The 19,897-nt window shown below is 67.7% G+C and carries 29 protein-coding genes; 18 read left to right on the forward strand and 11 right to left on the reverse strand.

Annotated features, from left to right (window positions below):
* Positions 1-141: 141 nt before the first annotated feature.
* From ABZS29_RS36945 to pqqB, 7 genes are all read left to right on the forward strand, one after another.
* Positions 142-855 carry a hypothetical protein gene (locus ABZS29_RS36945; protein WP_355469454.1) on the forward strand — a complete coding sequence of 238 codons (714 nt, stop codon included), beginning with the start codon at positions 142-144 and terminating at the stop codon, positions 853-855.
* A gap of 9 nt (positions 856-864) precedes the next feature.
* The gene (locus ABZS29_RS36950; RefSeq protein WP_355469456.1) at positions 865-1,509 is read left to right on the forward strand and encodes a hypothetical protein; all 645 of its coding nucleotides are present in this window, start codon (positions 865-867) and stop codon (positions 1,507-1,509) included.
* A gap of 210 nt (positions 1,510-1,719) precedes the next feature.
* Positions 1,720-1,818: a pyrroloquinoline quinone precursor peptide PqqA gene (gene pqqA / locus ABZS29_RS36955; RefSeq protein ID WP_344147489.1), complete on the forward strand. Its 99-nt coding sequence runs from the start codon at positions 1,720-1,722 to the stop codon at positions 1,816-1,818.
* A gap of 200 nt (positions 1,819-2,018) precedes the next feature.
* A complete protein-coding gene (pqqC, locus tag ABZS29_RS36960) occupies positions 2,019-2,708 on the forward strand; it encodes a pyrroloquinoline-quinone synthase PqqC (protein WP_355469458.1) in 690 nt (229 codons plus the stop codon).
* Positions 2,705-2,965, forward strand: coding sequence for a pyrroloquinoline quinone biosynthesis peptide chaperone PqqD (gene pqqD, locus ABZS29_RS36965; protein WP_355469459.1), 261 nt, complete (start codon positions 2,705-2,707; stop codon positions 2,963-2,965). Before pqqC ends, pqqD begins: the two co-directional genes overlap by 4 nt.
* Positions 2,962-4,047, forward strand: a complete 1,086-nt coding sequence (gene pqqE / locus ABZS29_RS36970; protein ID WP_355469461.1) for a pyrroloquinoline quinone biosynthesis protein PqqE — start codon at positions 2,962-2,964, stop codon at positions 4,045-4,047. Before pqqD ends, pqqE begins: the two co-directional genes overlap by 4 nt.
* Positions 4,044-4,853, forward strand: a complete 810-nt coding sequence (pqqB, locus tag ABZS29_RS36975) for a pyrroloquinoline quinone biosynthesis protein PqqB (protein ID WP_355469463.1) — start codon at positions 4,044-4,046, stop codon at positions 4,851-4,853. Before pqqE ends, pqqB begins: the two co-directional genes overlap by 4 nt.
* Here the strand turns inward: pqqB and ABZS29_RS36980 are convergent.
* Entirely contained in the window at positions 4,850-5,485 is a 636-nt protein-coding gene (locus ABZS29_RS36980) for an HAD-IA family hydrolase (protein ID WP_355469465.1), read from the reverse strand. The two genes, pqqB and ABZS29_RS36980, sit on opposite strands and share 4 nt — an antisense overlap.
* A gap of 88 nt (positions 5,486-5,573) precedes the next feature.
* Here ABZS29_RS36980 and ABZS29_RS36985 point away from each other — a divergent pair, with 88 nt between their 5' ends.
* Both ABZS29_RS36985 and ABZS29_RS36990 read left to right on the forward strand, forming a co-directional pair.
* On the forward strand, positions 5,574-5,972 hold the full coding sequence (locus ABZS29_RS36985) for a cupin domain-containing protein (protein WP_355469467.1): 399 nt from the start codon (positions 5,574-5,576) through the stop codon (positions 5,970-5,972).
* Between the two features lie 146 nt (positions 5,973-6,118).
* Complete coding sequence (locus ABZS29_RS36990) at positions 6,119-6,799, forward strand: VOC family protein (RefSeq protein WP_355469469.1); 681 nt, start codon at positions 6,119-6,121, stop codon at positions 6,797-6,799.
* On the opposite strand, the gene ABZS29_RS36995 is transcribed toward ABZS29_RS36990, so the two are convergent.
* Genes ABZS29_RS36995 through ABZS29_RS37005 form a run of 3 tightly spaced genes read right to left on the reverse strand, consistent with a single transcriptional unit; the run spans position 6,788 to position 7,681 of the window.
* Positions 6,788-7,183 carry a VOC family protein gene (locus ABZS29_RS36995; RefSeq protein WP_355469471.1) on the reverse strand — a complete coding sequence of 132 codons (396 nt, stop codon included), beginning with the start codon at positions 7,181-7,183 and terminating at the stop codon, positions 6,788-6,790. The two genes, ABZS29_RS36990 and ABZS29_RS36995, sit on opposite strands and share 12 nt — an antisense overlap.
* Positions 7,180-7,464, reverse strand: coding sequence for a metalloregulator ArsR/SmtB family transcription factor (locus ABZS29_RS37000; protein WP_355469473.1), 285 nt, complete (start codon positions 7,462-7,464; stop codon positions 7,180-7,182). Before ABZS29_RS37000 ends, ABZS29_RS36995 begins: the two co-directional genes overlap by 4 nt.
* 31 nt (positions 7,465-7,495) lie before the next feature.
* Positions 7,496-7,681, reverse strand: a complete 186-nt coding sequence (locus ABZS29_RS37005) for a hypothetical protein (RefSeq protein WP_355469744.1) — start codon at positions 7,679-7,681, stop codon at positions 7,496-7,498.
* Between ABZS29_RS37005 and ABZS29_RS37010 the strand changes: the two genes are divergently transcribed.
* Genes ABZS29_RS37010 through ABZS29_RS37020 form a run of 3 tightly spaced genes read left to right on the forward strand, consistent with a single transcriptional unit; the run spans position 7,592 to position 8,908 of the window.
* Positions 7,592-7,972 carry a hypothetical protein gene (locus ABZS29_RS37010; RefSeq protein ID WP_355469735.1) on the forward strand — a complete coding sequence of 127 codons (381 nt, stop codon included), beginning with the start codon at positions 7,592-7,594 and terminating at the stop codon, positions 7,970-7,972. The two genes, ABZS29_RS37005 and ABZS29_RS37010, sit on opposite strands and share 90 nt — an antisense overlap.
* Positions 7,878-8,435 (forward strand): maleylpyruvate isomerase family mycothiol-dependent enzyme, encoded by a 558-nt coding sequence (locus tag ABZS29_RS37015; RefSeq protein WP_355469475.1) that lies wholly within the window; start codon positions 7,878-7,880, stop codon positions 8,433-8,435. The genes ABZS29_RS37010 and ABZS29_RS37015 overlap by 95 nt, the downstream gene beginning before the upstream one ends.
* A complete protein-coding gene (locus tag ABZS29_RS37020) occupies positions 8,432-8,908 on the forward strand; it encodes a hypothetical protein (protein ID WP_355469477.1) in 477 nt (158 codons plus the stop codon). The genes ABZS29_RS37015 and ABZS29_RS37020 overlap by 4 nt, the downstream gene beginning before the upstream one ends.
* Before the next feature lie 194 nt (positions 8,909-9,102).
* Here the strand turns inward: ABZS29_RS37020 and ABZS29_RS37025 are convergent, their stop codons facing one another.
* The 3 genes from ABZS29_RS37025 to ABZS29_RS37035 are packed head-to-tail and all read right to left on the reverse strand — an operon-like array spanning position 9,103 to position 12,365.
* Positions 9,103-11,469: an excinuclease ABC subunit UvrA gene (locus ABZS29_RS37025; RefSeq protein ID WP_355469479.1), complete on the reverse strand. Its 2,367-nt coding sequence runs from the start codon at positions 11,467-11,469 to the stop codon at positions 9,103-9,105.
* Between the two features lie 30 nt (positions 11,470-11,499).
* Positions 11,500-11,910: a VOC family protein gene (locus tag ABZS29_RS37030; protein WP_355469481.1), complete on the reverse strand. Its 411-nt coding sequence runs from the start codon at positions 11,908-11,910 to the stop codon at positions 11,500-11,502.
* Between the two features lie 5 nt (positions 11,911-11,915).
* Positions 11,916-12,365, reverse strand: coding sequence for a helix-turn-helix transcriptional regulator (locus ABZS29_RS37035; RefSeq protein ID WP_355469483.1), 450 nt, complete (start codon positions 12,363-12,365; stop codon positions 11,916-11,918).
* A gap of 47 nt (positions 12,366-12,412) precedes the next feature.
* Between ABZS29_RS37035 and ABZS29_RS37040 the strand changes: the two genes are divergently transcribed.
* The 4 genes from ABZS29_RS37040 (at position 12,413) to ABZS29_RS37055 (ending at position 14,947) form a co-directional block, all read left to right on the forward strand.
* A complete protein-coding gene (locus ABZS29_RS37040; RefSeq protein WP_355469485.1) occupies positions 12,413-13,144 on the forward strand; it encodes a VOC family protein in 732 nt (243 codons plus the stop codon).
* The gene (locus ABZS29_RS37045) at positions 13,141-13,647 is read left to right on the forward strand and encodes an NUDIX hydrolase (protein ID WP_355469486.1); all 507 of its coding nucleotides are present in this window, start codon (positions 13,141-13,143) and stop codon (positions 13,645-13,647) included. Before ABZS29_RS37040 ends, ABZS29_RS37045 begins: the two co-directional genes overlap by 4 nt.
* Positions 13,637-14,077, forward strand: a complete 441-nt coding sequence (locus ABZS29_RS37050) for a GNAT family N-acetyltransferase (RefSeq protein ID WP_355469488.1) — start codon at positions 13,637-13,639, stop codon at positions 14,075-14,077. Before ABZS29_RS37045 ends, ABZS29_RS37050 begins: the two co-directional genes overlap by 11 nt.
* 105 nt (positions 14,078-14,182) lie before the next feature.
* On the forward strand, positions 14,183-14,947 hold the full coding sequence (locus ABZS29_RS37055; RefSeq protein WP_355469490.1) for an SDR family oxidoreductase: 765 nt from the start codon (positions 14,183-14,185) through the stop codon (positions 14,945-14,947).
* On the opposite strand, the gene ABZS29_RS37060 is transcribed toward ABZS29_RS37055, so the two are convergent.
* The 3 genes from ABZS29_RS37060 to ABZS29_RS37070 all read right to left on the reverse strand — a co-directional run bounded on the left by ABZS29_RS37060 (position 14,935) and on the right by ABZS29_RS37070 (position 17,355).
* Positions 14,935-15,897, reverse strand: coding sequence for a small ribosomal subunit Rsm22 family protein (locus tag ABZS29_RS37060; RefSeq protein ID WP_355469492.1), 963 nt, complete (start codon positions 15,895-15,897; stop codon positions 14,935-14,937). The two genes, ABZS29_RS37055 and ABZS29_RS37060, sit on opposite strands and share 13 nt — an antisense overlap.
* A gap of 210 nt (positions 15,898-16,107) precedes the next feature.
* A complete protein-coding gene (locus ABZS29_RS37065; protein ID WP_355469494.1) occupies positions 16,108-16,773 on the reverse strand; it encodes a VOC family protein in 666 nt (221 codons plus the stop codon).
* A gap of 12 nt (positions 16,774-16,785) precedes the next feature.
* Positions 16,786-17,355: a TetR/AcrR family transcriptional regulator gene (locus tag ABZS29_RS37070; protein ID WP_355469496.1), complete on the reverse strand. Its 570-nt coding sequence runs from the start codon at positions 17,353-17,355 to the stop codon at positions 16,786-16,788.
* A 73-nt stretch (positions 17,356-17,428) separates the two neighbouring features.
* Between ABZS29_RS37070 and ABZS29_RS37075 the strand changes: the two genes are divergently transcribed.
* Entirely contained in the window at positions 17,429-18,307 is an 879-nt protein-coding gene (locus ABZS29_RS37075; protein WP_355469498.1) for an NAD(P)-dependent oxidoreductase, read from the forward strand.
* 56 nt (positions 18,308-18,363) lie between these two features.
* Complete coding sequence (gene pyrH / locus ABZS29_RS37080; protein ID WP_355469500.1) at positions 18,364-19,071, forward strand: UMP kinase; 708 nt, start codon at positions 18,364-18,366, stop codon at positions 19,069-19,071.
* On the opposite strand, the gene ABZS29_RS37085 is transcribed toward pyrH, so the two are convergent.
* On the reverse strand, positions 19,064-19,840 hold the full coding sequence (locus ABZS29_RS37085) for an aminoglycoside phosphotransferase family protein (RefSeq protein ID WP_355469502.1): 777 nt from the start codon (positions 19,838-19,840) through the stop codon (positions 19,064-19,066). The two genes, pyrH and ABZS29_RS37085, sit on opposite strands and share 8 nt — an antisense overlap.
* Positions 19,841-19,897 lie beyond the last annotated feature (57 nt).

A 19,897-nucleotide genomic window follows, 5' to 3' on the forward strand; every position in this document is an offset into this window, starting at 1 on the left:
AACTCCTCAGGAAAAGCTTTCGGCATGACAGACATCCTTCCAGCAAGGACCCAAGTCCTCACAGATCAGGAGTCAACCGAACCGGGGGCAGTCCCAGTTGACCGGGCGGTCGACTAGGTTGCCGGGGTGTTTGGTTTTGCGGTGCCTACCTGGCTGGATGCGCTTGTCGGGATGCAGATGGGTGTTGCGCTCGTGGTTGGTTGCGTGATGGCTGTCGGGTGGGTGATCGCTCGGATCGCTGGGCCGGGGCTCGATCGGAAGGCTGCGGAGCTGGCGCGGCTGCAGGCTGGGGCCGAGCGGTACGGGTGGTTGCCGGGCGAGGACGTTGGCGGTCGGCTGGCTGCGGCTGGGGCGCGGTGCTTTGGGGAGACGGGCACGTTGCGTCGGCTGCTCGTGGGTGAGTACGAGGGACGCCGGATCGAGATGGCGGAGTACCTGTATTCGAGCGGGGGCAAACTCCCGACCACGGTCGTGAACAACCTGGTCGCCATCGAGTTGCCGGTCAGCCTTCCCGAGCTGCGCGTGAGCCACGACAGCGTGGTGCCGCCTTCGCTGCCGCCGCTGGAGCCTGTGCTCGAGACCAGCGACACCGAGAGCGACGCGTTCAACCAGCGGTACTTCGCGGCCAGCCTCGACCCGCGCTACACCTCAGCCATGCTGCATCCCCGCATGATCGAGTGGATCCTCGCCCACCCGCACCAGGACTTCCGGCTGGTCGGCAACCTCCTCATCGCCTACACCGACAAGCCCTGGACCGTCCCGCACACGCTGGCCGCGGTCCCCTTCCTCAGCGGCATGGTCGATCGCATCCCGCCGTTCGTTCTGAAGGACTTCGCGCTCGATCGGTTGCGTTAGCGTTCGGGTATGGATGTTCAGGTTGTCGAGGGCCGGTTTGTCGAGGTACCGACCGCGGATGCGCGTGGGATGGATCGCCGTGCGTTCGGCGAGTTCACCGGCCCGCAGGGCGAGCTCGCGTCGTACGCCGTGGGCTGGACGACTGGTACCGACCAGCACGTCGGCCGGCTCTCGGTCGGGATCGGAGCCGGCAATCCGGGCGGCGCGACGATCCACGCCGTCGTCCTGGACAACGGGGACGGGTACGCCTTCAGCCTGATCGACGAACCGTTCGAGCAGGTCCCGGAAGGTGGACCGGACCTGACGGCCCAGCAGGCCCGGGACCACGAGGACCTGCCGTTCATGTGGTGGGTCGCCGACCACGCGTTTGCCCGCGACCGGCGCGCCTGGTGGCTGCGCCACTGGTTGCTGCAAACCAACTGCCTTCAGACGCCCGAGGTCTTCGAGATGCGCGAACCGGTCTTGCGCGTCGGCCATGGCGAGGACGGCACGTTTCACCTCGCCGGTACGACGGCCCCAGGTTCCGACGGCAAGTTCGGCCACCTCAGCCATGCGATCGACGAGGACCACTCACTCCTCGACGTACTGGACCTCGAACCCGGCCAAAGCGCCGTACGCTCGCATCCTGGCGCTCCTTGGACCCTCCAACTTTAGGCCTGGGGCTATGTGCACGCCGAGGCGTACGACGCTCTGATCAACTCATTTACGCGCGGTCGACGGTTACATCGATGGACGGGGACGAAAATGCTCGCATCGCGGGACGGCTCTGGGAAAAGCTTCTCCGGGACTCTACTGTGCGTATTCCGGCCCAGTGGGACCGGAATCGAGGACGGCGCCCCCCGCCACGATCGCAAGGAGAAAAACATGGTGGAAAACACTGCCCGGGAAGAGTGGATCGCCCCGGATTTCACCGAGTTCGAGACCCCCACCGAGGTCACCGGATACGCCGGCCGAGTGAACTGATCACCACCCGTATCCCCTGTACAGCAAGGTGATCATCGGACTTCCGCCCCCGTCCGATGAACAGCCTGTCCGGGCCTGCGGCAACGGCCGCCGGTCCGGCAGGTGCGGTTCTTGCTGATCGACGCAATTCCCGTGAGTTCCATCCTGTGGGCGAAATCTGGAAATTGTTCCATAGCTCGCTGGATGACTCGGGAGGTCCTATGCAGCCGCTCGGAGCGGACGAATTCGTCGACGCACTCCGCGGGCTTTCGCATCGTTACTGGGGGACGCATCCGTTCCACCAGCGGATGCATGCCGGTGAGCTGTCCCAGCCGGAGTTGCAGGTCTGGGCGGCGAACCGCTGGTACTACCAGAGCGCGATTCCGCGCAAGGATGCCGCGATCATCAGCAACTGCCCGCTGCCCGAGGTACGCCGCCAATGGCTGCCCCGCATCGTCTACCACGACGGGACCGCGCCCGGCGAAGGCGGCATGGAGCGCTGGCTCCGGCTCTGCGAAGCAGTCGGGCTGACCCGCGACGAAGTTCTCGACGAACGGTATGTCGTCCCCGGTGCCCGCTTCGCCGTCGACGCGTACGTCGGTTTCGCGCGGAACCGGCCGTGGGTCGAAGCGGTGGCCTCCGGACTGACCGAGATGTTCTCCGGTCACCTGATGAAGGCACGCGTCGCCGACATGCTGGCGCAGTACGACTGGATCCGCCCGGACGATCTCGCCTACTTCACGAACCGGATCGACGCCGTCGCCGGTGAAGGCCAATCCACCCTCGACCTGGTGGTCGGCCACTGCCGCACCCGGGCCGAGCAGGACGCCGCCATTGCCGCTCTGTCGTTCAAGTGCGACGTGCTCTGGTCGTTGCTCGACGCAATCGATCACGCCGCGAGCAAACAGTGACCGCCGACTGCCCGCGGATCCGGCGCGGCGTCCGGCTGAGTCACGACGCGGTCCGGAACACCCCGGTCGTCCTGCACCCCGAAGGCGTGCTGATCCTGAACCCGACCGCCACCGCAGTGCTCGAGCTCTGCGACGGAGAGCGCTCGCTGCCCGAGATCACGGCACTCCTCACCGACCGGTACGACGCCGTCCGGCCCGAGCAGATCCGCAGTCTGCTGGACCGGCTGGCCGACAAGCAGGTGGTGGAGTGGACGTGAGCAACCCCAAGAACGCGGCACCGCCCCTGAGCCTGACCGCCGAGCTGACCCACCGCTGCCCCCTGCACTGCCCGTACTGCTCCAACCCGCTCGAGTTGCTCGGCCGCGAAAGCGAGCTCGACACGGCCGCCTGGCGCGACATCCTCACCCAGGCGCGCGAGCTCGGCGTACTGCAGGTGCACTTTTCCGGCGGCGAACCGCTCGGACGGAAGGATCTCGCCGAGCTGATCGAACACACCGCCGTCCTTGGCGCCTACGTCAACCTGGTCACCAGCGGACTCGGCCTCACCGAGGCGCGACTGCAGAGCCTGGTCGATGCCGGGCTCAACCATGTCCAGCTCTCCGTCCAGGGAGCTGACGCGGCGACCGCAGACCGGATCGCCGGCACCCGGGCGCATCACCACAAGATCATCGCGGCCGACCTGGTTCGCCGTACCGGCCTGCCGCTGAGTGTGAACGTCGTCCTGCACCGGGAGAACCACGACCAGCTCGCCGCGATCATCGCGTTCGCGGAGGAACTCGGTGCCGATCGGCTCGAGCTTGCCAACACGCAGTACTACGGCTGGGCGCTGCGCAATCGCTCGCAGCTGATGCCGACCGCAGAGCAGCTCGCCGCCGCCGAGCCGATCGTCCGGGACGCGCTGGCCAGGCTCAAGGGGGCGATGCAGATCGTTTACGTGATCGCGGACTACCCCGAGAAGTACCCCAAGCCCTGCACCTACGGGTGGGGTGCGCGGCAGATCACCGTCGCACCGGACGGGACCGTGCTGCCGTGCCCGGCCGCCGCGGCGATCAGCACGCTGCAGCTGGACAACGTCAGGGAGCGCTCACTGGCCGAGATCTGGTACGACTCAGGCTCGTTCAACGCCTACCGCGGCGAGGAGTGGATGAGCGACACCTGCCGCGGCTGCGACCGGCGCGAACTCGACTTCGGCGGCTGCCGCTGTCAGGCCTTCCTGCTCACCGGCGACGCCGCAGCCACCGATCCCGTCTGCCACAAGTCGCCCGACCGCGGGCTCGTCGACCTCGTCCTCGCCGAACCCCGTCAGACCGGATTCGTGCTGCGGAGTCCCGGCCGATGAAGGTCATCGTGCTCGGTACTGCGGCCGGTGGCGGCTTCCCGCAGTGGAACTGTGCCTGCGCGACCTGCCGCGATCCCGAGCTCGAGCCGCGCAGCCAGGACGGCCTGGCGATCAGTGCCGACGGCAACAACTGGTACCTGGTGAACGCGTCGCCCGATCTGCGTGCGCAGATCCTCGCCACTCCCGAGCTGCGCGCCGGCCCCGGAGTCCGCGAGACCCCGATCCGCGGCGTACTGCTGACCGACGCGGAACTCGACCACACGCTCGGCCTGCTTCTCCTTCGCGAGGCGGAGACCCTGACCGTCCACGCTCCCCCGGCGGTACTGAACGCACTCTCCCGTTTCCGCGACATCACCGATCGCTACCACGCCTGGACCTGGTCTGCGGTGCCCGATGAGCTGGACGGAATCACCATCAAGACACTCGCCGTCAGCGACAAGCAACCCCGGTACGCCGACGATCCCGCTCCCGGACCTTGGGTGATCGCGTACCGCTTCGAGCACCACGGCCGATCGCTCGTCTATGCACCTTGTGTCGCGCAGCTGCCAGAAGGTTTCGCGCAGTTCGCCGCGGGCGCGGCGTACGTGTTGCTGGACGGAACCTTCTACAGCAACGACGAGATGCCCGGGCAGACGGTCATGGGTCACCTCCCGATCGCCACAGCCGTCCAGCAAGTCGACCGCCCGCTCGCGTTCACGCACCTCAACAACACCAACCCGGTCATCGACCCGGCCTCACCCGAGCGGGCTGTCATCGAGAAGCATGGGCACTTTGTCCCCGCCGACGGTACTCGCTGGCAGATCTAGCGCGCCGACACTCCATGCTTCGCCAGCAGTTCGATCAGTACGTCGTGCCCTTGGGTCAGGTCCCACTGCTCGGCGACCATCCCGGCCGCCCGTGCGCCTTCGACATTGCGAGCGTTGTCGTCGACGAACAGCACGGTCTCGACCTCAGCACCGATCCGCCGCGCGGCCTCCGTGAAGAAGCGCGGATCAGGCTTGGCCACGCCCAGGTCGTGCGAATAGCAGCTCACGTCGAACAACTCGTCGTACCGCAGCACTGTCCGCATGTGGCCGCCGCGGTACTGCTCCTGGTTCGTGCCTAGGTGGACGCCGTACCCGTTGCGCCGCAGTCCGCGGACGATCTCGAACGACTCCTCGGCGATCACGATGTTCTTCCACACCGCGTCGTACACGGTCGTGACCGGCTCGACCACGCCGAATTCCTGCAGGGTCGCTGCCAGCACGGGTAGGTAGTCACCCTGGCCGGCCAGCATCGGTAGCTCGTCCTTCCAGGTCCGGTGCAGAAACTCTCGCGCTCGCTCACCCAGATATGGCTCCATCGCCGAGTACCACCCACCCGGCAGGTCCTGCAGCACCCCGTCCGCATCCAGCAACACATGCCGAATCGGCGAGAGGACGTACCGTTCGTCGCTCACCGGATCGATGATGCCCGCAGCTCGGGCAGATGTCACAGGCGAGCGGCGTGGCCGGTCTTGGTAGTGACAGCCACGATTTGGAGGATTCATGAGTGACAACCTGCCGCCCGGGGTCGAGGTCATCTCGACAGTGCCGGGGACGGAGTTCCGGATTCCGGCCGGTGCGGAGGCCAGGACGATTCGGATCACGTTGGCACCCGGCGATCCGGGCGCGCCGCCGCATCGGCACCCGGGACCGGTGTTCGGGTACGTGATCTCGGGCGAGGTCCTGTTCGAGCTGGAAGGGCAGGCGCCGCGGATCCTCAAGGCCGGCGATGGGCTCGCCGAGCCGGGCGGCGACGTGATCCACCTCCAGGGCGCGAACAACTCCGCCGACAACGAGGCACAGTTCGTCGTGACCATGCTCGCCGAGCCCGGCACTCCGATCCTGACGATGGTCAGCGCCGAGGAACTCGCCGAGCGCGCGCACCTGCGCGTGACCCGGTAGGGCGACCGTGCCCGCCCCGGAGCGATATTCGGGTGCCTGCTAGTACGACGGCAACCCGCCCTGGAGCGATATTGGGGTGCTCCGGGGCGGGAACCGGTCTAGGCTGCTTGCGTCGCACCAGGCCGAGAGTTGGGATGTGGAAACCGATGGGTGTTCGTCTGCAGGAGCTGACCTACGCAGCCAAGGATCCCGCCGGGCTGGCGCGCTTCTGGGCCGGCGTACTCGGGTTCGAGCTCGTCGACGACACCGTCCTCGCGCCGGCCGACGAGCGGGCGTTCCGCCTTCGGTTCGTGGCGTCGGACCTGCCGAAGCTCGGCCCGAACCAGATGCATTTCGACGTGACGAGTACGTCGCTCGACGACCAGCAGGGCATGGTCGACCGCGCGATCGAGCTCGGCGGTCAGCACCTCGACATCGGGCAGTCGCCCGACGAGAAGCACGTCGTACTGGCTGATCCGGAAGGCAACGAGTTCTGTGTGATCGAGCCGACCAACAACTTCCTGGCCGACACCGCCGAGATCGGCGCGCTGTCGTCGGACGGGAGCCAGGCGGTCGGCTACTTCTGGAGCAAGGCGCTGGACTGGCCGCTCGTCTGGGACCAGGACGAGGAGACCGCGATCCAGGCGCCGTACGGCGGGACGAAGATCGCCTGGGGTGGTCCGCCGGTGAACCCGAAGCTCGGGGTGAACCGGCTCCAGCTGAAGCTGCGGGCCGACGGCGACCGTCAGGTCGAGGTCGATCGTCTCGTCGCGCTCGGTGCGACACCCGGTGAGGGTGACACGCTGCTCGATCCCGACGGCAACGAGTTCGTCCTGCTAGCCGGCTGACTTCGGCGAGACGATCTGCACCAGGTTGCCGCAGGTGTCGTCGAGGACCGCCATCATCACGGTGCCGACATCGGTCGGCGGCTGCGTGAACACGACACCGCGCGCAGTCAGCCGGGCATGCTCGGCCTCGACGTCGTCCACGGCGAACTGCACCAGCGGGATCCCGTCCTCGACCAAGGCATCGCGGTACGGCTTCACGGCCGGGTGGCCGGCGGGCTCCAGTAGCAGTTCCGGACCGTCCGGCGCGTCGGGTGAGACCACCGTCAGCCAGGTGGCTTCGCCGAGCGGGATGTCGTGCTTCTTCGTGAAGCCGAGCACGTCGGTGTAGAACTCCAGTGCCGCCCGCTGATCGTCCACGAACACACTCACCAGGTTGATTCTCATTCCGGGGTCCTTCCGTCGACCGGCCACCGGCGCGCGATCTCCGCCAATGGCTCGGGATTGAAATAGTGGAACTTCGAGCGCCCACGCTTCTCCGTCACGACCAGCCCCGCCGCCTCCAGCACCCCCAAGTGCTGCGAGATCGCCTGCCGCGTCGACGACAACCCGTGCCGCGTCGTCAGCGTCGAGCAGATCTCGAACAACGTCTGACCGTCCCGCGCTGCCAGCTCGTCGAGAATCACTCGCCGCGTCTCGTCATCCAACGCCCGGAACACCGTGACCACGCCTCACTATAGGCAAGTAGCCACTTGCCTATCAACTCTTCAGGCTCTCCTGACGTCCAAGACCGGCATGAAGCTGCACACGACGACCTGGGGTGCGGGCGAGCGCGTCGCGGTCCTCCTGCACGGGATGCTCGGCTCCGGTCAGCAGTTCTGGCGCGTCGGTCCCGCGCTCGCGGCCCGCGGCTTCCGCGCCGTCGCCGTCGCCCTCCCCGGTCACGGCGACTCCCCCGTCGACCACCAGACCACTGCCTCTGGTACTCGCACTTCACCGAGTTCATGTCCGCACTCGACAGCTTCGTCGGTAAGAACACGTACTCCACACCGACGGGCGGCAGCGGCCACGCTCAGGAGCCCATCCGCAGCCCCTGAAACGACCGGTCTACGTGTCCTTACCGACGCCGTACGGTGTCTGCATGGACGTGGAACTGTTGGCAGCAGCCTCGGCCGAGTTCGAGCGCGTGGTGCGAGGTCTGCCGGAGGAAGCGTGGGGACTGCCGACGCCTTGTGAGGTTGACGTCCGGGAGCTCGTCGAGCACGTGGTGCAGGGGAACCAGTTCGCGGTCGCGGTGCTCGCAGGAGCGAGCGCGGCAGAGGCGTGGGCTGCGGTTCGGGATGAACAGGCAGGCGATCTGGCGAAGTCGGGCGCCCAGCAGATCGATGCCTTTCGCGGAGCAACCGAGGACCAGGTCGTGCACCACCCAGCCGGCGACATCTCAGCCGAAGCGTTCCTCCGCTACCGCCTCGTCGACGTCGTCGTCCACGCCTGGGACCTGCTCTGGACCGCCCGCCAGGACGACACCCTCGACCCCACCGTCACCGAACAACTCTGGGCACTGGTCGAACCACACCTGACCGAGATGCTCGCCTTCGGTTCGTACGGCGACGGCCCGAGCGGCGAGCTGACATCCGATGCGTCGGCGGAGCTGAGGCTGCTCGACGCCTTCGGCCGACGACCTGGGACCACCACATGATCCTCGCCCTGCTGCTCGTCATAGCAGCCCTGTTCATAGCCCTCTGGGGAGTCGGCAAGACCGTCCTCGGCCTGGCCAAACGCCGCCAGCGCACCATCTACCGCGGCCTGGCGCTCGTCTGCGGATCCATCGCGATCGGCGGCTATGCGCTCGGTGTATCCCTGGTTGCCCTCGCGGAAGGCGAGTCGGCCCACGGGGCCGAATCATCCCCGGCTCCGGCCTGCCGCCAAGCGTCACCGACACAGGTCGCGCACGTCGTCGACCACTGGGCCAGCTACCTCCCGCCGCGATTCGACTGCCGGCTCGACGACGGTACGACGTACTCGGCCGGCGTCGTACCGACCGGACTCATGCCCGTCGTACTGATCGCAGCGCTGGCTACGGCCGGTCTGACTGTGGCCGCCAGGTCTGGCGGGGCGCGTAGCCGCTCCGCCGGAGCCAGTGATCGGTATAAAGGATCCGCTCCGGCGTGATCACCGTCAGCGGATCCGACGGCGCCTCACTCATCGATCGGCCCCGCTCCGCGTAGTCGGACTGCCACCGAAACGCCTCCCAATACTCCCCAGCATCCGAAGGCGCCAGCGTCCGCGCGGTCCCGAACAACTGCGCACCACGGCTCGACGCGATCCCGACGTACGGCGCAACGATGCCCGCCGACACCCGTGGATTAGTGAGCGGCGACGTACTCCTTCAGGTGCTGGCCGGTCAGCGTCTTCGCCGCCTTCACCAGCGCGGCCGGAGTGCCCTCGAAGACGACCTTGCCGCCGTCGTGCCCGGCTCCCGGACCGAGGTCGATGATCCAGTCGGCGTGCGCCATCACGGCCTGGTGGTGCTCGATCACGATCACCGACTTGCCGGAGTCGACCAGGCGGTCGAGCAGGCCGAGCAGGTTTTCGACGTCGGCCAGGTGCAGGCCGGTGGTCGGCTCGTCGAGGATGTACACCTCGCCCTTGTCGGCCATCTGCGTGGCCAGCTTCAGTCGCTGGCGCTCACCACCGGACAGCGTGGTCAGCGGCTGGCCCAGCTTCAGATAGCCGAGCCCGACGTCAGCCAGCCGATCCAGGACCTTGTGCGCGGCCGGCACCTTCGCCGGACCGTCGGCGAAGAACTCGAGCGCCTCGCTCACCGGCATCTCCAGCACCTCGGAGATGTTCCGCCCGCCGAACTGGTACTCCAGCACCGCGGCCTGGAACCGCTTGCCCTCGCACTCCTCACACGTCGCCTCGACGGTCGCCATCACGCCGAGCTCGGTGTAAATGACGCCCGCGCCATTGCAGGCCGGGCACGCACCTTCGGAGTTCGCACTGAACAGCGCCGGCTTGACGCCGTTCTCCTTCGCGAACGCCTTCCGGATCGGCTCCAGCATCCCCGTGTACGTCGCCGGGTTGCTCCGCCGTGATCCCTTGATCGGGCTCTGGTCGACAGTCACCACGCCGTCCCGGCCCACCAGCGACCCGTGAATCAGCGAGCTCTTCCCCGACCCGGCGACCCCGGTCACGGCCACGAGCACCCCGAGCGGCACGTCGACATCGACGTTGCGCAGGTTGTGCGTATCCGCACCGCGAACCTCCAGTACGCCGTTCGCCGTCCGAAGCTCGCTCTTCAACTTCGCGCGGTCGTCGAGGTGCCGCCCGGTCAGCGTGTCGCTGGTGCGCAGCTTCTCGACCGTTCCCTCGAAGACGATCTCGCCACCGTCGCTGCCGGCGCCGGGACCGAGGTCGATGACGTGGTCGGCGATCGCGATCATCTCGGGCTTGTGCTCGACAACCAGCACCGTGTTGCCCTTGTCGCGCAACTGCAGGAGCAGCTCGTTCATCCGCTGGATGTCGTGCGGGTGCAGACCGATCGACGGCTCGTCGAAGACGTAGGTGACATCGGTCAGCGACGACCCGAGGTGGCGGATCATCTTGGTCCGCTGCGCCTCACCGCCGGACAGCGTGCCGGCCGGACGGTCGAGCGACAGGTACCCGAGACCGATCGACACGAACGAGTCGAGCGTGTCGCCGAGCGCGTTCAGCAGCGGCGCGTACGACGGCGCCTTCAGCTTGCGGATCCAGTCGGCCAGGTCGCTGATCTGCATCGCGCACAGATCGGCGATGTTCTTGCCGTTGATCTTCGAGGCCAGCGCCTCCTGGCTGAGCCGCGTGCCGCCGCAGTCCGGGCAGGTCGTGAACGTCACCGCCCGCTCCACGAACGCCCGGATGTGCGGCTGCATCGCCTCGACGTCCTTGCTCAGGAACGACTTCTGGATCGCCGGGATGATCCCGGTGTAGGTGAGGTTGATGCCCTCGACCTTGATCTTGGTCGGCTCCCGGTAGAGCAGGTCGTGCAGTTCCTTCTTCGTGTACTTCTTGATCGGCTTGTCCGGGTTGAAGTAGCCGGCGCCGCGGAAGATCCGCCCGTACCAGCCGTCCATGCTGTAGCCGGGGATGGTCAGCGCACCCTCGTTCAGCGACTTGCTGTCGTCGTACAGGGCGGTCAGGTCGAAGTCGGTGACCGCACCCATCCCCTCACAGCGAGCGCACATGCCCCCGGCGTACACCGCCTCGCGGACGACCTGCTTCACCCCGGCGCCCTTCTCGGCGACCATCGAGCCGGTCGCGACCCGCCGCGGCACGTTGAACGAGTACGCCGTCGGCGGGCCCGCGGGCGGCTTCGCGAGCCGGCTGAACAGGATCCGCAGCATCGCGTTCGCGTCGGTCGCCGTACCGACCGTGGACCGCGGGTTCGCGCCCATCCGCTCCTGGTCGACGATGATCGCGGTGGTCAGCCCGTCCAGGACGTCGACGTCCGGGCGGGCCTGGTTGGCCATGAACCCCTGCAGGAACGCGCTGTACGTCTCGTTGATGAGGCGCTGCGACTCCGCGGCGATCGTGCTGAAGACCAGCGAGCTCTTGCCCGAGCCCGAGACCCCGGTGAACGCGGTCAGCCGGCGCTTCGGGATCTCGACGCTGATGTCCTTCAGGTTGTTCTCGCGGGCGCCGACGACCCGGATCAGGTCGTGGCTATCGGCAACGTGTTCGGCCTTCGTCATGCGGTGGTCTCCAGGGGTCCGGGCGTACGGTCAGGCCTGCTGATTGATGCGGACGTGGTTGCCCGCCGGGTCACGGAACGCGCAGTCGCGCACGCCGTACGGCTGGTCGGTCGGTTCCTGGACCACCTCGGCGCCGCCGGCAACGATCTTCTCGAAGACCGCGTCCAGGTCGGGGGTGGACAGCACGATGGTGGCATAGGTGCCCTTGGCCATCATCTCGGAGATGGTCCGGCGCTCGTCCTCGGTGATGCCGGGATCGGCGAACGGCGGGCAGAGCACGATCGCCGTGTCCGGCTGACCGGCCGGGCCGACGGTGATCCAGCGCATCGTGCCGCCGCCGACGTCCATCCGGACCTCGAAGCCGAGCACGTCGCGGTAGAAGGTGACCGACTCTTCGGGGTCGGTGTGCGGGAGGAAGGTGGTTGCAATCTTGATGTCCATGGCCATCACAGTAGGTGCGAGGCGGCCTGGGAAACTTCTTGATTCCTGATCGGTCTGGTCACGCGCTTCGCAATACACGACGGCAGTCCTGCGGCCGCCGCGCTGACCTCCCGCTTGTAGGCGCCCGGCGACATCCCCACCAGCTCGGTGAACCGCGTCGTGAAGGTCCCGAGCGACGACGCGCCCACCGCGAAACACACCTCGGTGACGGTCATCTCCCCGTGCCGCAGCAGCGCCATCGCCCGCTCGACCCGCCGCGTCATCAGGTAGCTGTACGGCGACTCCCCGTACGCGCGCTTGAACTCACGGCTCAAGTGGCCCGAGGACATGTTGGCGCCCCGGGCCAGCGCGTCGACGTCGAGTGGCTGCGCGTACTCCCGGTCGATCCGGTCCCGCACCCGCCGCAGCCGGACCAGATCCTCCAGCCGCTGCTCATCAGCACTTTTCCCCGCCATACCCCAGATCCTGTCACGCCCCCGGCCCGTTCTGACAGGGTAAGGCCATGGCTATCCAGGAACTGCGATTCCGGGCGACGCACCTGCCGGCCGTCCTGAACGGCGGCAAGCGGATCACGATGCGCTTCCAGGATCCCGTCGAGGTCGGACCGGCGATGCTGGTGTTCGAGTCGACGCCTGAGGTGCGCGTGCCGGGGCGAATCACCTCGGCAGTTGCCAAGACGGTCGCCACGGTCAGCGATGACGAGGCTCGTGCGGACGGCTTCGCCGGAGCGAGCGGCGTACTGACCGGACTGCGCGACTACTACCCGTCACTGGAGCCGGATGACGAGCTGGTGATCGTCCGCTTCGACGTCGACGAGGTGCCGCGCCCGCAGCGCATGCACACCGCGCTGGATACCGAGGACGCGCGAGGACTCGCGGAGTTCTACCGGCAGCTCCTAGGACTGCGGTACCGACCGGGCGACGAGCCGCCGGCAGACGGTACGCCGGATGATCCGGACTGGCTCGTGCTCGTCGACGCGGACGGGCGGCGGCAGCTCGCCGTACAGCGGACCGATGTGCTGCCGCGGGCCACCTGGCCGTCGGCCGAGATCCCGATGCAGATGCATCTCGACTTCGCCGTACCGACAAAGGAGGCGCTGGAGCTGCACCGCGTGCACGCCGAGCTGCTCGGGGCACGGGTGTTGCATGACCGCACCGGGCAAGGATCGGAACCTCTGTACGTCCTGGCCGACCCGGCGGGACATCCGTTCTGCCTGCTGGTCGGGACGCCGTGAGGGCGATCGACCTGCCACTGCGCCTCACAGCGTTCACCTGTCCGGTAGACGCTGAGGGACGGGTGCTGATGGTTCGGCACGAGCGGCTCGGAGTGGTGCGGTGGGAGCTGCCCGGAGGGCACGTCGAGCTTGGTGAGTCGGCGGCCGAGGCTGCGGTTCGGGAGACCGTCGAGGAGACCGGCGTACTGGTCACGCCGGGGCGCGTCATGGCGGACTGCCTGCATCGGTGGCGCGGTCGCAGCGTCGAGATCGTGTACTTCGAGGCGACGCCTCAGTCGTCCGCAGAGTTGCGTACGACGGACGCGCGGATCAGCGCGGTCGCGTGGCTCGACCCGGCTGAGCTTGTCGCCGACGAAGTGTCAGGACTGGGCTGGCCGGTCCTCCAGCATGTTGCTGCGGGCAACCGATCGTTGCTGCACCTGGAGGCGTCCCATCACCAGACTGCAGCCGGTTGGGAACCCCTGATCACCGCGAGCCGGCTCTGCGAGTCCGATGTTTCTTAAGGCCGAGCCTGCGGATTTCGCGAGCGTCATGGAGCTCTACCGGCAGCTTCATCCACGTGACGCGGTCGTCCCAGACGAACGCGCCCAAGCGGTGTACGACGAGATCCTGCGCACGCCGGGAATGCACCTGTTCGTCATCGAGCAGGACGGCGTCGTCATCGCCTCGACGTACCTGAATCTGATCCCGAACCTGACCCGCGGCGCAGCGCCGTACGGCGTCGTGGAGAACGTGATCGTGGACGCGGCCCACCGGGGAACCGGTGTCGGCAAGGCGGTCATGGCCGGCACGCTGCAGGCGGCGTGGGACGCGGGTTGCTACAAGGTGATGCTGCTGACCGGATCGAAGCGGGAATCGACCCATGCCTACTACCAGGCGTGCGGCTTCGTCGCGGGCGAGAAGACCGGCTTCGTCGCGCATCCGCCGGCCTGACAGGATCGTGCAAGGACTGGCGAGCATCGGTCTACAGAAACCTCTGTCCCGCAACGTCTACTGGAGTGGTAGCCAACCACGACGTTGTAGAAGATAGGCGGGATCATGCAAATCGCTGTCATCACTGGTGGAAGCTCCGGAATCGGTCAGGCCACGGCCCTCGAGGTCGCCAAGCGGGGTATCGGCGTCATCCTCACGTACCACGGCAGCGCCGAGCGCGGGCTGGAAACGGCCGAGCGGATCGAGAAGGACGGCGGGACCGCGGTCGCGCTGCCGCTCGATGTGAGCAGCCAGGAAGCGCTCACCGGTTTCCGGGACTCGATCTCGGCCGCGCTGCAAGAGCGCTGGGGACGCGACACGTTCGACTTCCTGGTCAACAACGCCGGTGTCGGGCAGCCGCCGGTGCCGTTCGAGGAGACCACGGAACAGCTGTTCGACCAGATGGTCGGCGTGCACCTCAAGGGGCCGTACTTCCTCACCCAGACTCTGCTGCCGTTGATCGCAGATGGCGGTTCGGTGGTGTTCACGACCAGCTCGGCCGGGCTGCTGAGTTCGCGACCGTCGAACGGCTACTCGGTCTACGGCAGCGTCAAGGGCGCGCAGGTCGTCCTGACCCGCTACCTCGCGAAGGAACTGAGCGCCCGGGGCATCCGGGTGAACGCCGTCGCTCCCGGCGTCACCCGCACCCGCCTCGGCGGCGACGCCTTCGCCCAGCACCCTGAGCTGATTCCGCCGATCGCCGACAACACCGCGCTCGGCCGGATCGGCGAATCCGAGGACGTCGCCGCTGTGATCACCTACCTCCTCTCCCCCGAGGCCCGCTGGCTGACCGCCCAGACCCTCGAAGCCTCCGGCGGCTACGACCTCTGAGCCGGCCAAGCAGCTCCCTGTACGACGGACCTCGCGGCCGGGTAGTCCGGACTCGACCTGGGGACCCGGGTCTGGGTTCGCCGGCCGTCCGACGTACAGAGCGTGAGAAGCACCTGGTTCTTCGGACGGACCGGTGGGGTGAGGACTCGCGCGGCGGCGGACTGCACCGGCCGGCGAGTCGCAACCAGGTAGCTGAACTTCTCGTCCTCGAAGTTCCGGGTGCCGTCCTTGAGCCGCCGATGTAGTTCGCTCCGCGGCAACCGTACGGCGAAGTGGCACCAGTCAGGACCGCTCAGCGGGCACTCGAACTGGTGCGGACAAGGTGCAGCGATCGTGAACCCGAGGCCGATCAACTGAGCACGCGCCTCGAGGAGGTGCCGGTAGCCGCGCGGCGTACCGGGCTCGACGAGCACCACCGTGTCGGCAGCAACCGCCGCGGTAGCAACGACGCAGTTCTGGACAGCCGGCGCCAATTCGTTCAGGACATACGCGACGGTCGCGAGATCCACAGTGGACGACGGTTGCCAGCTGCGGAGGTCCGCTGCTGACCACCGCGGCGCCGGTCTCCAGGATGAAGCAAGTTGTCGGCCGAGGCTGATCGCCGCGGGTTGGCGCTCGACGACCTGACTGCGGATGCCCGGCCAGATCGAGGCGGCCGCCCACGCGGCGGCGCCGGTCCCACCACCTAAGTCGACCAGCGTGCGGACAGCGCCCACATGGGTATCAACCGCTCGCAGCGCAGCTTGGATAGCGCGGTACGTGGCCGGCATCCGCACGACGGCGTACGCGAGGCAGTCGAGCTCATCCCGCAGACCGGGTGACGCGTCGGCGACCGCCGCCTCCCGGTAGCGGGCGGACAGTTCGATCGCGCGCGAGCGCAGTACGTCGTACGTCACGCCGGTGAGCGCGCGCAGGAGGGCAGTATGCAATTGGGTGTCCACGGAGGACATGAGGAAGCTCCGGTTCGGCAGGTGCGAAGTGCGCAGAACGCACAGGACCCGCGGCCAACGCCGCGACGCACCAACCGGTCCGAAAGCTCAGCTGGAGGAGTTGGTGCGCAACCGGATAGCCATGCAGGTCATCACGCACCTCCTCACGCCGCACTCAGAAGCGGCTCTCGCTCACACCATAACCAAGCCGCTCGCCGGCCTCCCACCCATTTATCGGCCCTGAATCGTGCAGATGCAGGCATTGTTCCCCTGCGCGTCGGTGAGCACCGTGAACGACGGATACTCGTCGAACGTGACCTTGCCGCCGGCCGCGACGGCTGCCTCGATGCGGGCCGGAGCGAGGGCTATCGGCATCCAGAGGTCGAGGTGGAACCGCTGACGCGGCGTCTCGTGCGGCGTCGTCTTCTGGAACCAGAGATCCGGCGTGCGACCGGTCGGGTCCACGACCTCCAACTGGTTGCGGTAGTTCGCGGTGTCGCCGGTGAGCAGAGCGGCCCAGAACGGGCCGATCTCGTCCGCATCGTGGGTGTCGAGGCCCAGCTCGACCAGGAAGATGCCGGTCAGATCAGCCTTGAGGCCACGTGCTGCGGCTAGGCCGGTGATGTCGCGGGCCAGATCGACGTCGAGCTGCGTCACGGAGGACCGGACATCTCCGTCGCCGTCCACTGCATCCGGGGTGACCAGCTTGAGGTCCACGAAGGTCGAGGTCGCGCGGACCTCCGGATCGTGCCCGGCCGACAGCTCCGCCACGGCCTGGGCGAACTCGAGGCCTTCCGCGAGCGATCCGACCAGGTACCGCGCATGCAACGCCGTCGACAGTTCGCTCCAGTCGGCCAGCCCTGCCTCTTGGATCGCCTGCACGCTCAACACATCCATTGCCACACGCTACTAGGAAGTGAGGGCCGGCGAGAGGGTCGCGACGGCGGTGTTCAGCGGAGTGACGTCGTGGTGAAGGCGCGCGAACATGATCGCGCCCTCGAGGGTGCTGATCATCAGGATCGCGAGGTGGTGGGCGCGAGGGACGGGGATGCCCATCCGGACGAGTTCCTCGGCGACCGCTTGCTCCCAGCGGTTGAGGGCGGCCCGGATCTGGCCGGTGAGCGGAGTGTCGGTACCGCCCAGGTCGGCGACCGAGGCCATCACCGGGCAGCCGCGTTCGTAGCCGCGCTTGGCGAACTCTTCTTTCCAGGGTTCGACCATGTGCGCGAACAGGCCACTGGGAGTCGGGTCGCTGGTGGTCTCCGGGTAGCGGGCCGCCCATTTCGCGGCGAAGTCGCCCGCCCACAACAGCGCCTCACCGACCAACTGGTCCTTGCCGCCCGGGAAGTAGTGCTGGAACGACCCACGCGGCGCGTTGGCATGTTCGACGATCTCGCGTACGCCGGTGCCGGCCAGCCCGCGCGCCCGGACCAGCTGTGCGGCGCTGTACACCATCCGCTCCCGCGGACTCCGCTCCATGGGGAACTCCTTTGGCTCTATGACACTCGTCATAGTACCGTTCTATGACAGCTGTCATAGAACGGAGTTGTTGATGAGCGTCGGTTTCCTCGGTCTCGGCGTGATGGGTCAGCCGATGGCACTCAACCTGGCTCGGGCCGGGGCGGCGCCGATCGTCTGGAACCGCTCACCCGACCGCTGCGACCCGGTGCGTGCGGCCGGCGCGAAAGTCGCGGACTCCCCCGCCGAGGTCCTTCGGCAGGCCGACATCGTGGTGATGATGCTGGCCGACGACTCGGCGATCGACACCGTCCTCGGTCGCGGCACCGAGGCCTTTTCGGCGGTCGCGGGCCGGACGATCGTCCACATGGGAACCACCTCACCCGAGTACTCGCGGGGCCTCGAGGATGCCGTCCGTACGGCGGGCGGCAACTACGTCGAGGCACCGGTCTCCGGCTCGCGCAAGCCCGCCGAGGCCGGCGAGTTGGTGGCGATGCTGGCCGGTGATCGCGCCGCCGTCGCAGCGGTTCGGCCGTTGCTGCGGCCGCTCTGCCACCAGATGTTCGACTGCGGTCCGGTGCCGAACGCGCTGCTCACCAAGCTCGCGGTGAACATCTTCTTGATCACGATGGTCACCGGGCTCGCCGAGGCGACCCATTTCGCCGCCGGTCACGGGCTCGACCTGACCCAGTTTGCCGAGGTGCTCGACGCCGGGCCGATGGCGAGCAGCGTCTCGCAGGTCAAGGTGCGCAAACTCGTCACCGGCGATCTCGGCGTCCAGGCATCGATCGCGAACGTGCTGGAGAACAACCGGCTGATCGCCGAGCAGGCCCGCGCCACCGGCCTCGCCGTACCGCTGCTCGACCTCTGTCACAGCCTGTACGGCGAGACGCTGGCGCTCGGACTCGGCGGCGCGGACATGGTGGCGGTGCTGCGCGCCATCGAAGGGCGCACGGCTCAGCTGCCGGGGTGAAAGGATGTGGTCGATCTGCTGACGCGGATCACCACCGCCCTGAGAAACGGAGCAGTATGTACCGACGGCTCGTGCTCAAGTTGTCCGGCCAGGCGATCGCCGGGGGTGACGAGTTCGGCTTCGACAGCGACCGGCTCACGCACCTGGCGACCGAAGTGCTCGCACTGCGGGCCACCGGCGTCCAGGTCGCGGTGATCGTTGGCGGCGGCAACGTGTTCCGGGGCAACCGGGCCGAGGACTGGGGAATCGATCGCGTCGAGGCCGACAACATCGGCATGCTCGGCACGGTCATCAACGCGGTGCTGCTCCGCGGCCGGCTCGCCGCGCTCGGGGCGCACGGCGTCCGGCTGATGACCGCCGTACCGATCAACAACCTCGCCGAACCGTACATCCGGCTGCGCGCGCTGCGGCACCTGGAGAAGGGCTCGATCGTGGTCCTTGCCGGAGGCAACGGTCAGCCGTTCACCACGACCGACTACCCGGCCGTGCAGCGCGCCGTCGAACTCGAGGCCGACGCGCTGCTGGTCGCCAAGAACGGCGCCGACGGCGTGTACGACGCCGACCCGAACAAGAACGCCGACGCGACCCGGTTCGACCGGCTCGGCTATGAAGAGGTGATCGACCGGGGCCTCGGTGTGATGGACCAGGCGGCGTTCATCCTGGCCCGCGACCATCGCCTGCCACTGCACGTCTTCGACATCGACCAGTCCGGGGCGGCCGCCGCGATCAGCAGCGGCAAACACATCGGCACGCTGATCAACTGAGCTCCGCGGCGATCCGCCGTACATGCGCGTCGAACCAATCGCCGCCGGCGGCGTGTTCGGCGTGCAGTGCCGCCAGTGACCAGAGGACGCGGTAACGAGAGAGCGTTCTCTCCTCGTTCTCGCTGGACGTGAGGCCGTAGGCGGTGAGGATGATGCTCGGGTCGGCGGTCATCGTGAGCCGGGCAAGGTCGTAGCGGGGATCGCCGTAGCAGGCGTCGCCCCAGTCGAGGATCGCCGTCAGTTTGCCATCGACGGCGTACAGATGGCGAGCGTGCAGATCGCCATGCAGCAGAACCGTCGGTACGTCGGCAACCTCGGCGATGAACGGCGGCATCGTCACCCGGAGGCGGTCGGCGAGGTCGTCGGGAACGATGCCTTGCAGCGTGCCCAGGTCCTCGATCAGCGCGGTCAACCCACCCGCCCAGTCGGCGTCCTCGTGGATCCCGTGCAGGCGACGAAGAGCATGGACGGCCTGGACCAGCACCTCCGGCTCATCCGACGGCGTGCCGTCAACCGCGGCCAGGATCAAGTACGGCGGCACCTCCAGGCTGGTCGCCAGAATCTCCGGCACCGGTACGCCGACCGCCCGGGCACGCCCGATCGCGTGTGCTTCGGCCGCGATCGCCGCGCCGGTCTTCAGGTACGCCGTCGCGCCGGAACCGGCGTGCAGCCGGAAGGTCTGGTTGCCGGCGAATCCCTGGACCTCTTCGAGAGAGTCGATCGGTCCGAGGACGGCGGCGGCGTACTGGCCGGCTTCAGCTGGTTGCACAGGTCTCCTTTAGCCGCGGGCTAAAACGTTTGGACGGTGCTCGCGGTGCTTGGTGTA

Origin of the sequence: Kribbella sp. NPDC005582 (genome assembly GCF_040605415.1) — a bacterium.
GTDB lineage: Bacteria > Actinomycetota > Actinomycetes > Propionibacteriales > Kribbellaceae > Kribbella.

Bases quoted from the DNA above. Each gene is read 5' to 3' on its own strand.
- pqqA (WP_344147489.1), top strand. From the start codon at position 1,720: ATGGTGGAAAACACTGCCCGGGAAGAGTGGATCGCCCCGGATTTCACC.
- ABZS29_RS37035 (WP_355469483.1), bottom strand. From the start codon at position 12,365: ATGGCGGGGAAAAGTGCTGATGAGCAGCGGCTGGAGGATCTGGTCCGG.
- ABZS29_RS37015 (WP_355469475.1), top strand. From the start codon at position 7,878: ATGGACGTGGAACTGTTGGCAGCAGCCTCGGCCGAGTTCGAGCGCGTG.
- ABZS29_RS37065 (WP_355469494.1), bottom strand. From the start codon at position 16,773: ATGGATGTGTTGAGCGTGCAGGCGATCCAAGAGGCAGGGCTGGCCGAC.
- ABZS29_RS37040 (WP_355469485.1), top strand. From the start codon at position 12,413: ATGGCTATCCAGGAACTGCGATTCCGGGCGACGCACCTGCCGGCCGTC.
- ABZS29_RS37070 (WP_355469496.1), bottom strand. From the start codon at position 17,355: ATGGAGCGGAGTCCGCGGGAGCGGATGGTGTACAGCGCCGCACAGCTG.
- ABZS29_RS37030 (WP_355469481.1), bottom strand. From the start codon at position 11,910: ATGGACATCAAGATTGCAACCACCTTCCTCCCGCACACCGACCCCGAA.
- ABZS29_RS37060 (WP_355469492.1), bottom strand. From the start codon at position 15,897: ATGTCCTCCGTGGACACCCAATTGCATACTGCCCTCCTGCGCGCGCTC.
- pqqB (WP_355469463.1), top strand. From the start codon at position 4,044: ATGAAGGTCATCGTGCTCGGTACTGCGGCCGGTGGCGGCTTCCCGCAG.
- ABZS29_RS37050 (WP_355469488.1), top strand. From the start codon at position 13,637: ATGTTTCTTAAGGCCGAGCCTGCGGATTTCGCGAGCGTCATGGAGCTC.
- ABZS29_RS37075 (WP_355469498.1), top strand. From the start codon at position 17,429: ATGAGCGTCGGTTTCCTCGGTCTCGGCGTGATGGGTCAGCCGATGGCA.
- ABZS29_RS37055 (WP_355469490.1), top strand. From the start codon at position 14,183: ATGCAAATCGCTGTCATCACTGGTGGAAGCTCCGGAATCGGTCAGGCC.
- ABZS29_RS36990 (WP_355469469.1), top strand. From the start codon at position 6,119: ATGGGTGTTCGTCTGCAGGAGCTGACCTACGCAGCCAAGGATCCCGCC.
- ABZS29_RS37020 (WP_355469477.1), top strand. From the start codon at position 8,432: ATGATCCTCGCCCTGCTGCTCGTCATAGCAGCCCTGTTCATAGCCCTC.
- pqqC (WP_355469458.1), top strand. From the start codon at position 2,019: ATGCAGCCGCTCGGAGCGGACGAATTCGTCGACGCACTCCGCGGGCTT.
- ABZS29_RS37010 (WP_355469735.1), top strand. From the start codon at position 7,592: ATGCTCGGCTCCGGTCAGCAGTTCTGGCGCGTCGGTCCCGCGCTCGCG.
- ABZS29_RS36950 (WP_355469456.1), top strand. From the start codon at position 865: ATGGATGTTCAGGTTGTCGAGGGCCGGTTTGTCGAGGTACCGACCGCG.
- pyrH (WP_355469500.1), top strand. From the start codon at position 18,364: ATGTACCGACGGCTCGTGCTCAAGTTGTCCGGCCAGGCGATCGCCGGG.
- ABZS29_RS36985 (WP_355469467.1), top strand. From the start codon at position 5,574: ATGAGTGACAACCTGCCGCCCGGGGTCGAGGTCATCTCGACAGTGCCG.
- ABZS29_RS36995 (WP_355469471.1), bottom strand. From the start codon at position 7,183: ATGAGAATCAACCTGGTGAGTGTGTTCGTGGACGATCAGCGGGCGGCA.
- ABZS29_RS37025 (WP_355469479.1), bottom strand. From the start codon at position 11,469: ATGACGAAGGCCGAACACGTTGCCGATAGCCACGACCTGATCCGGGTC.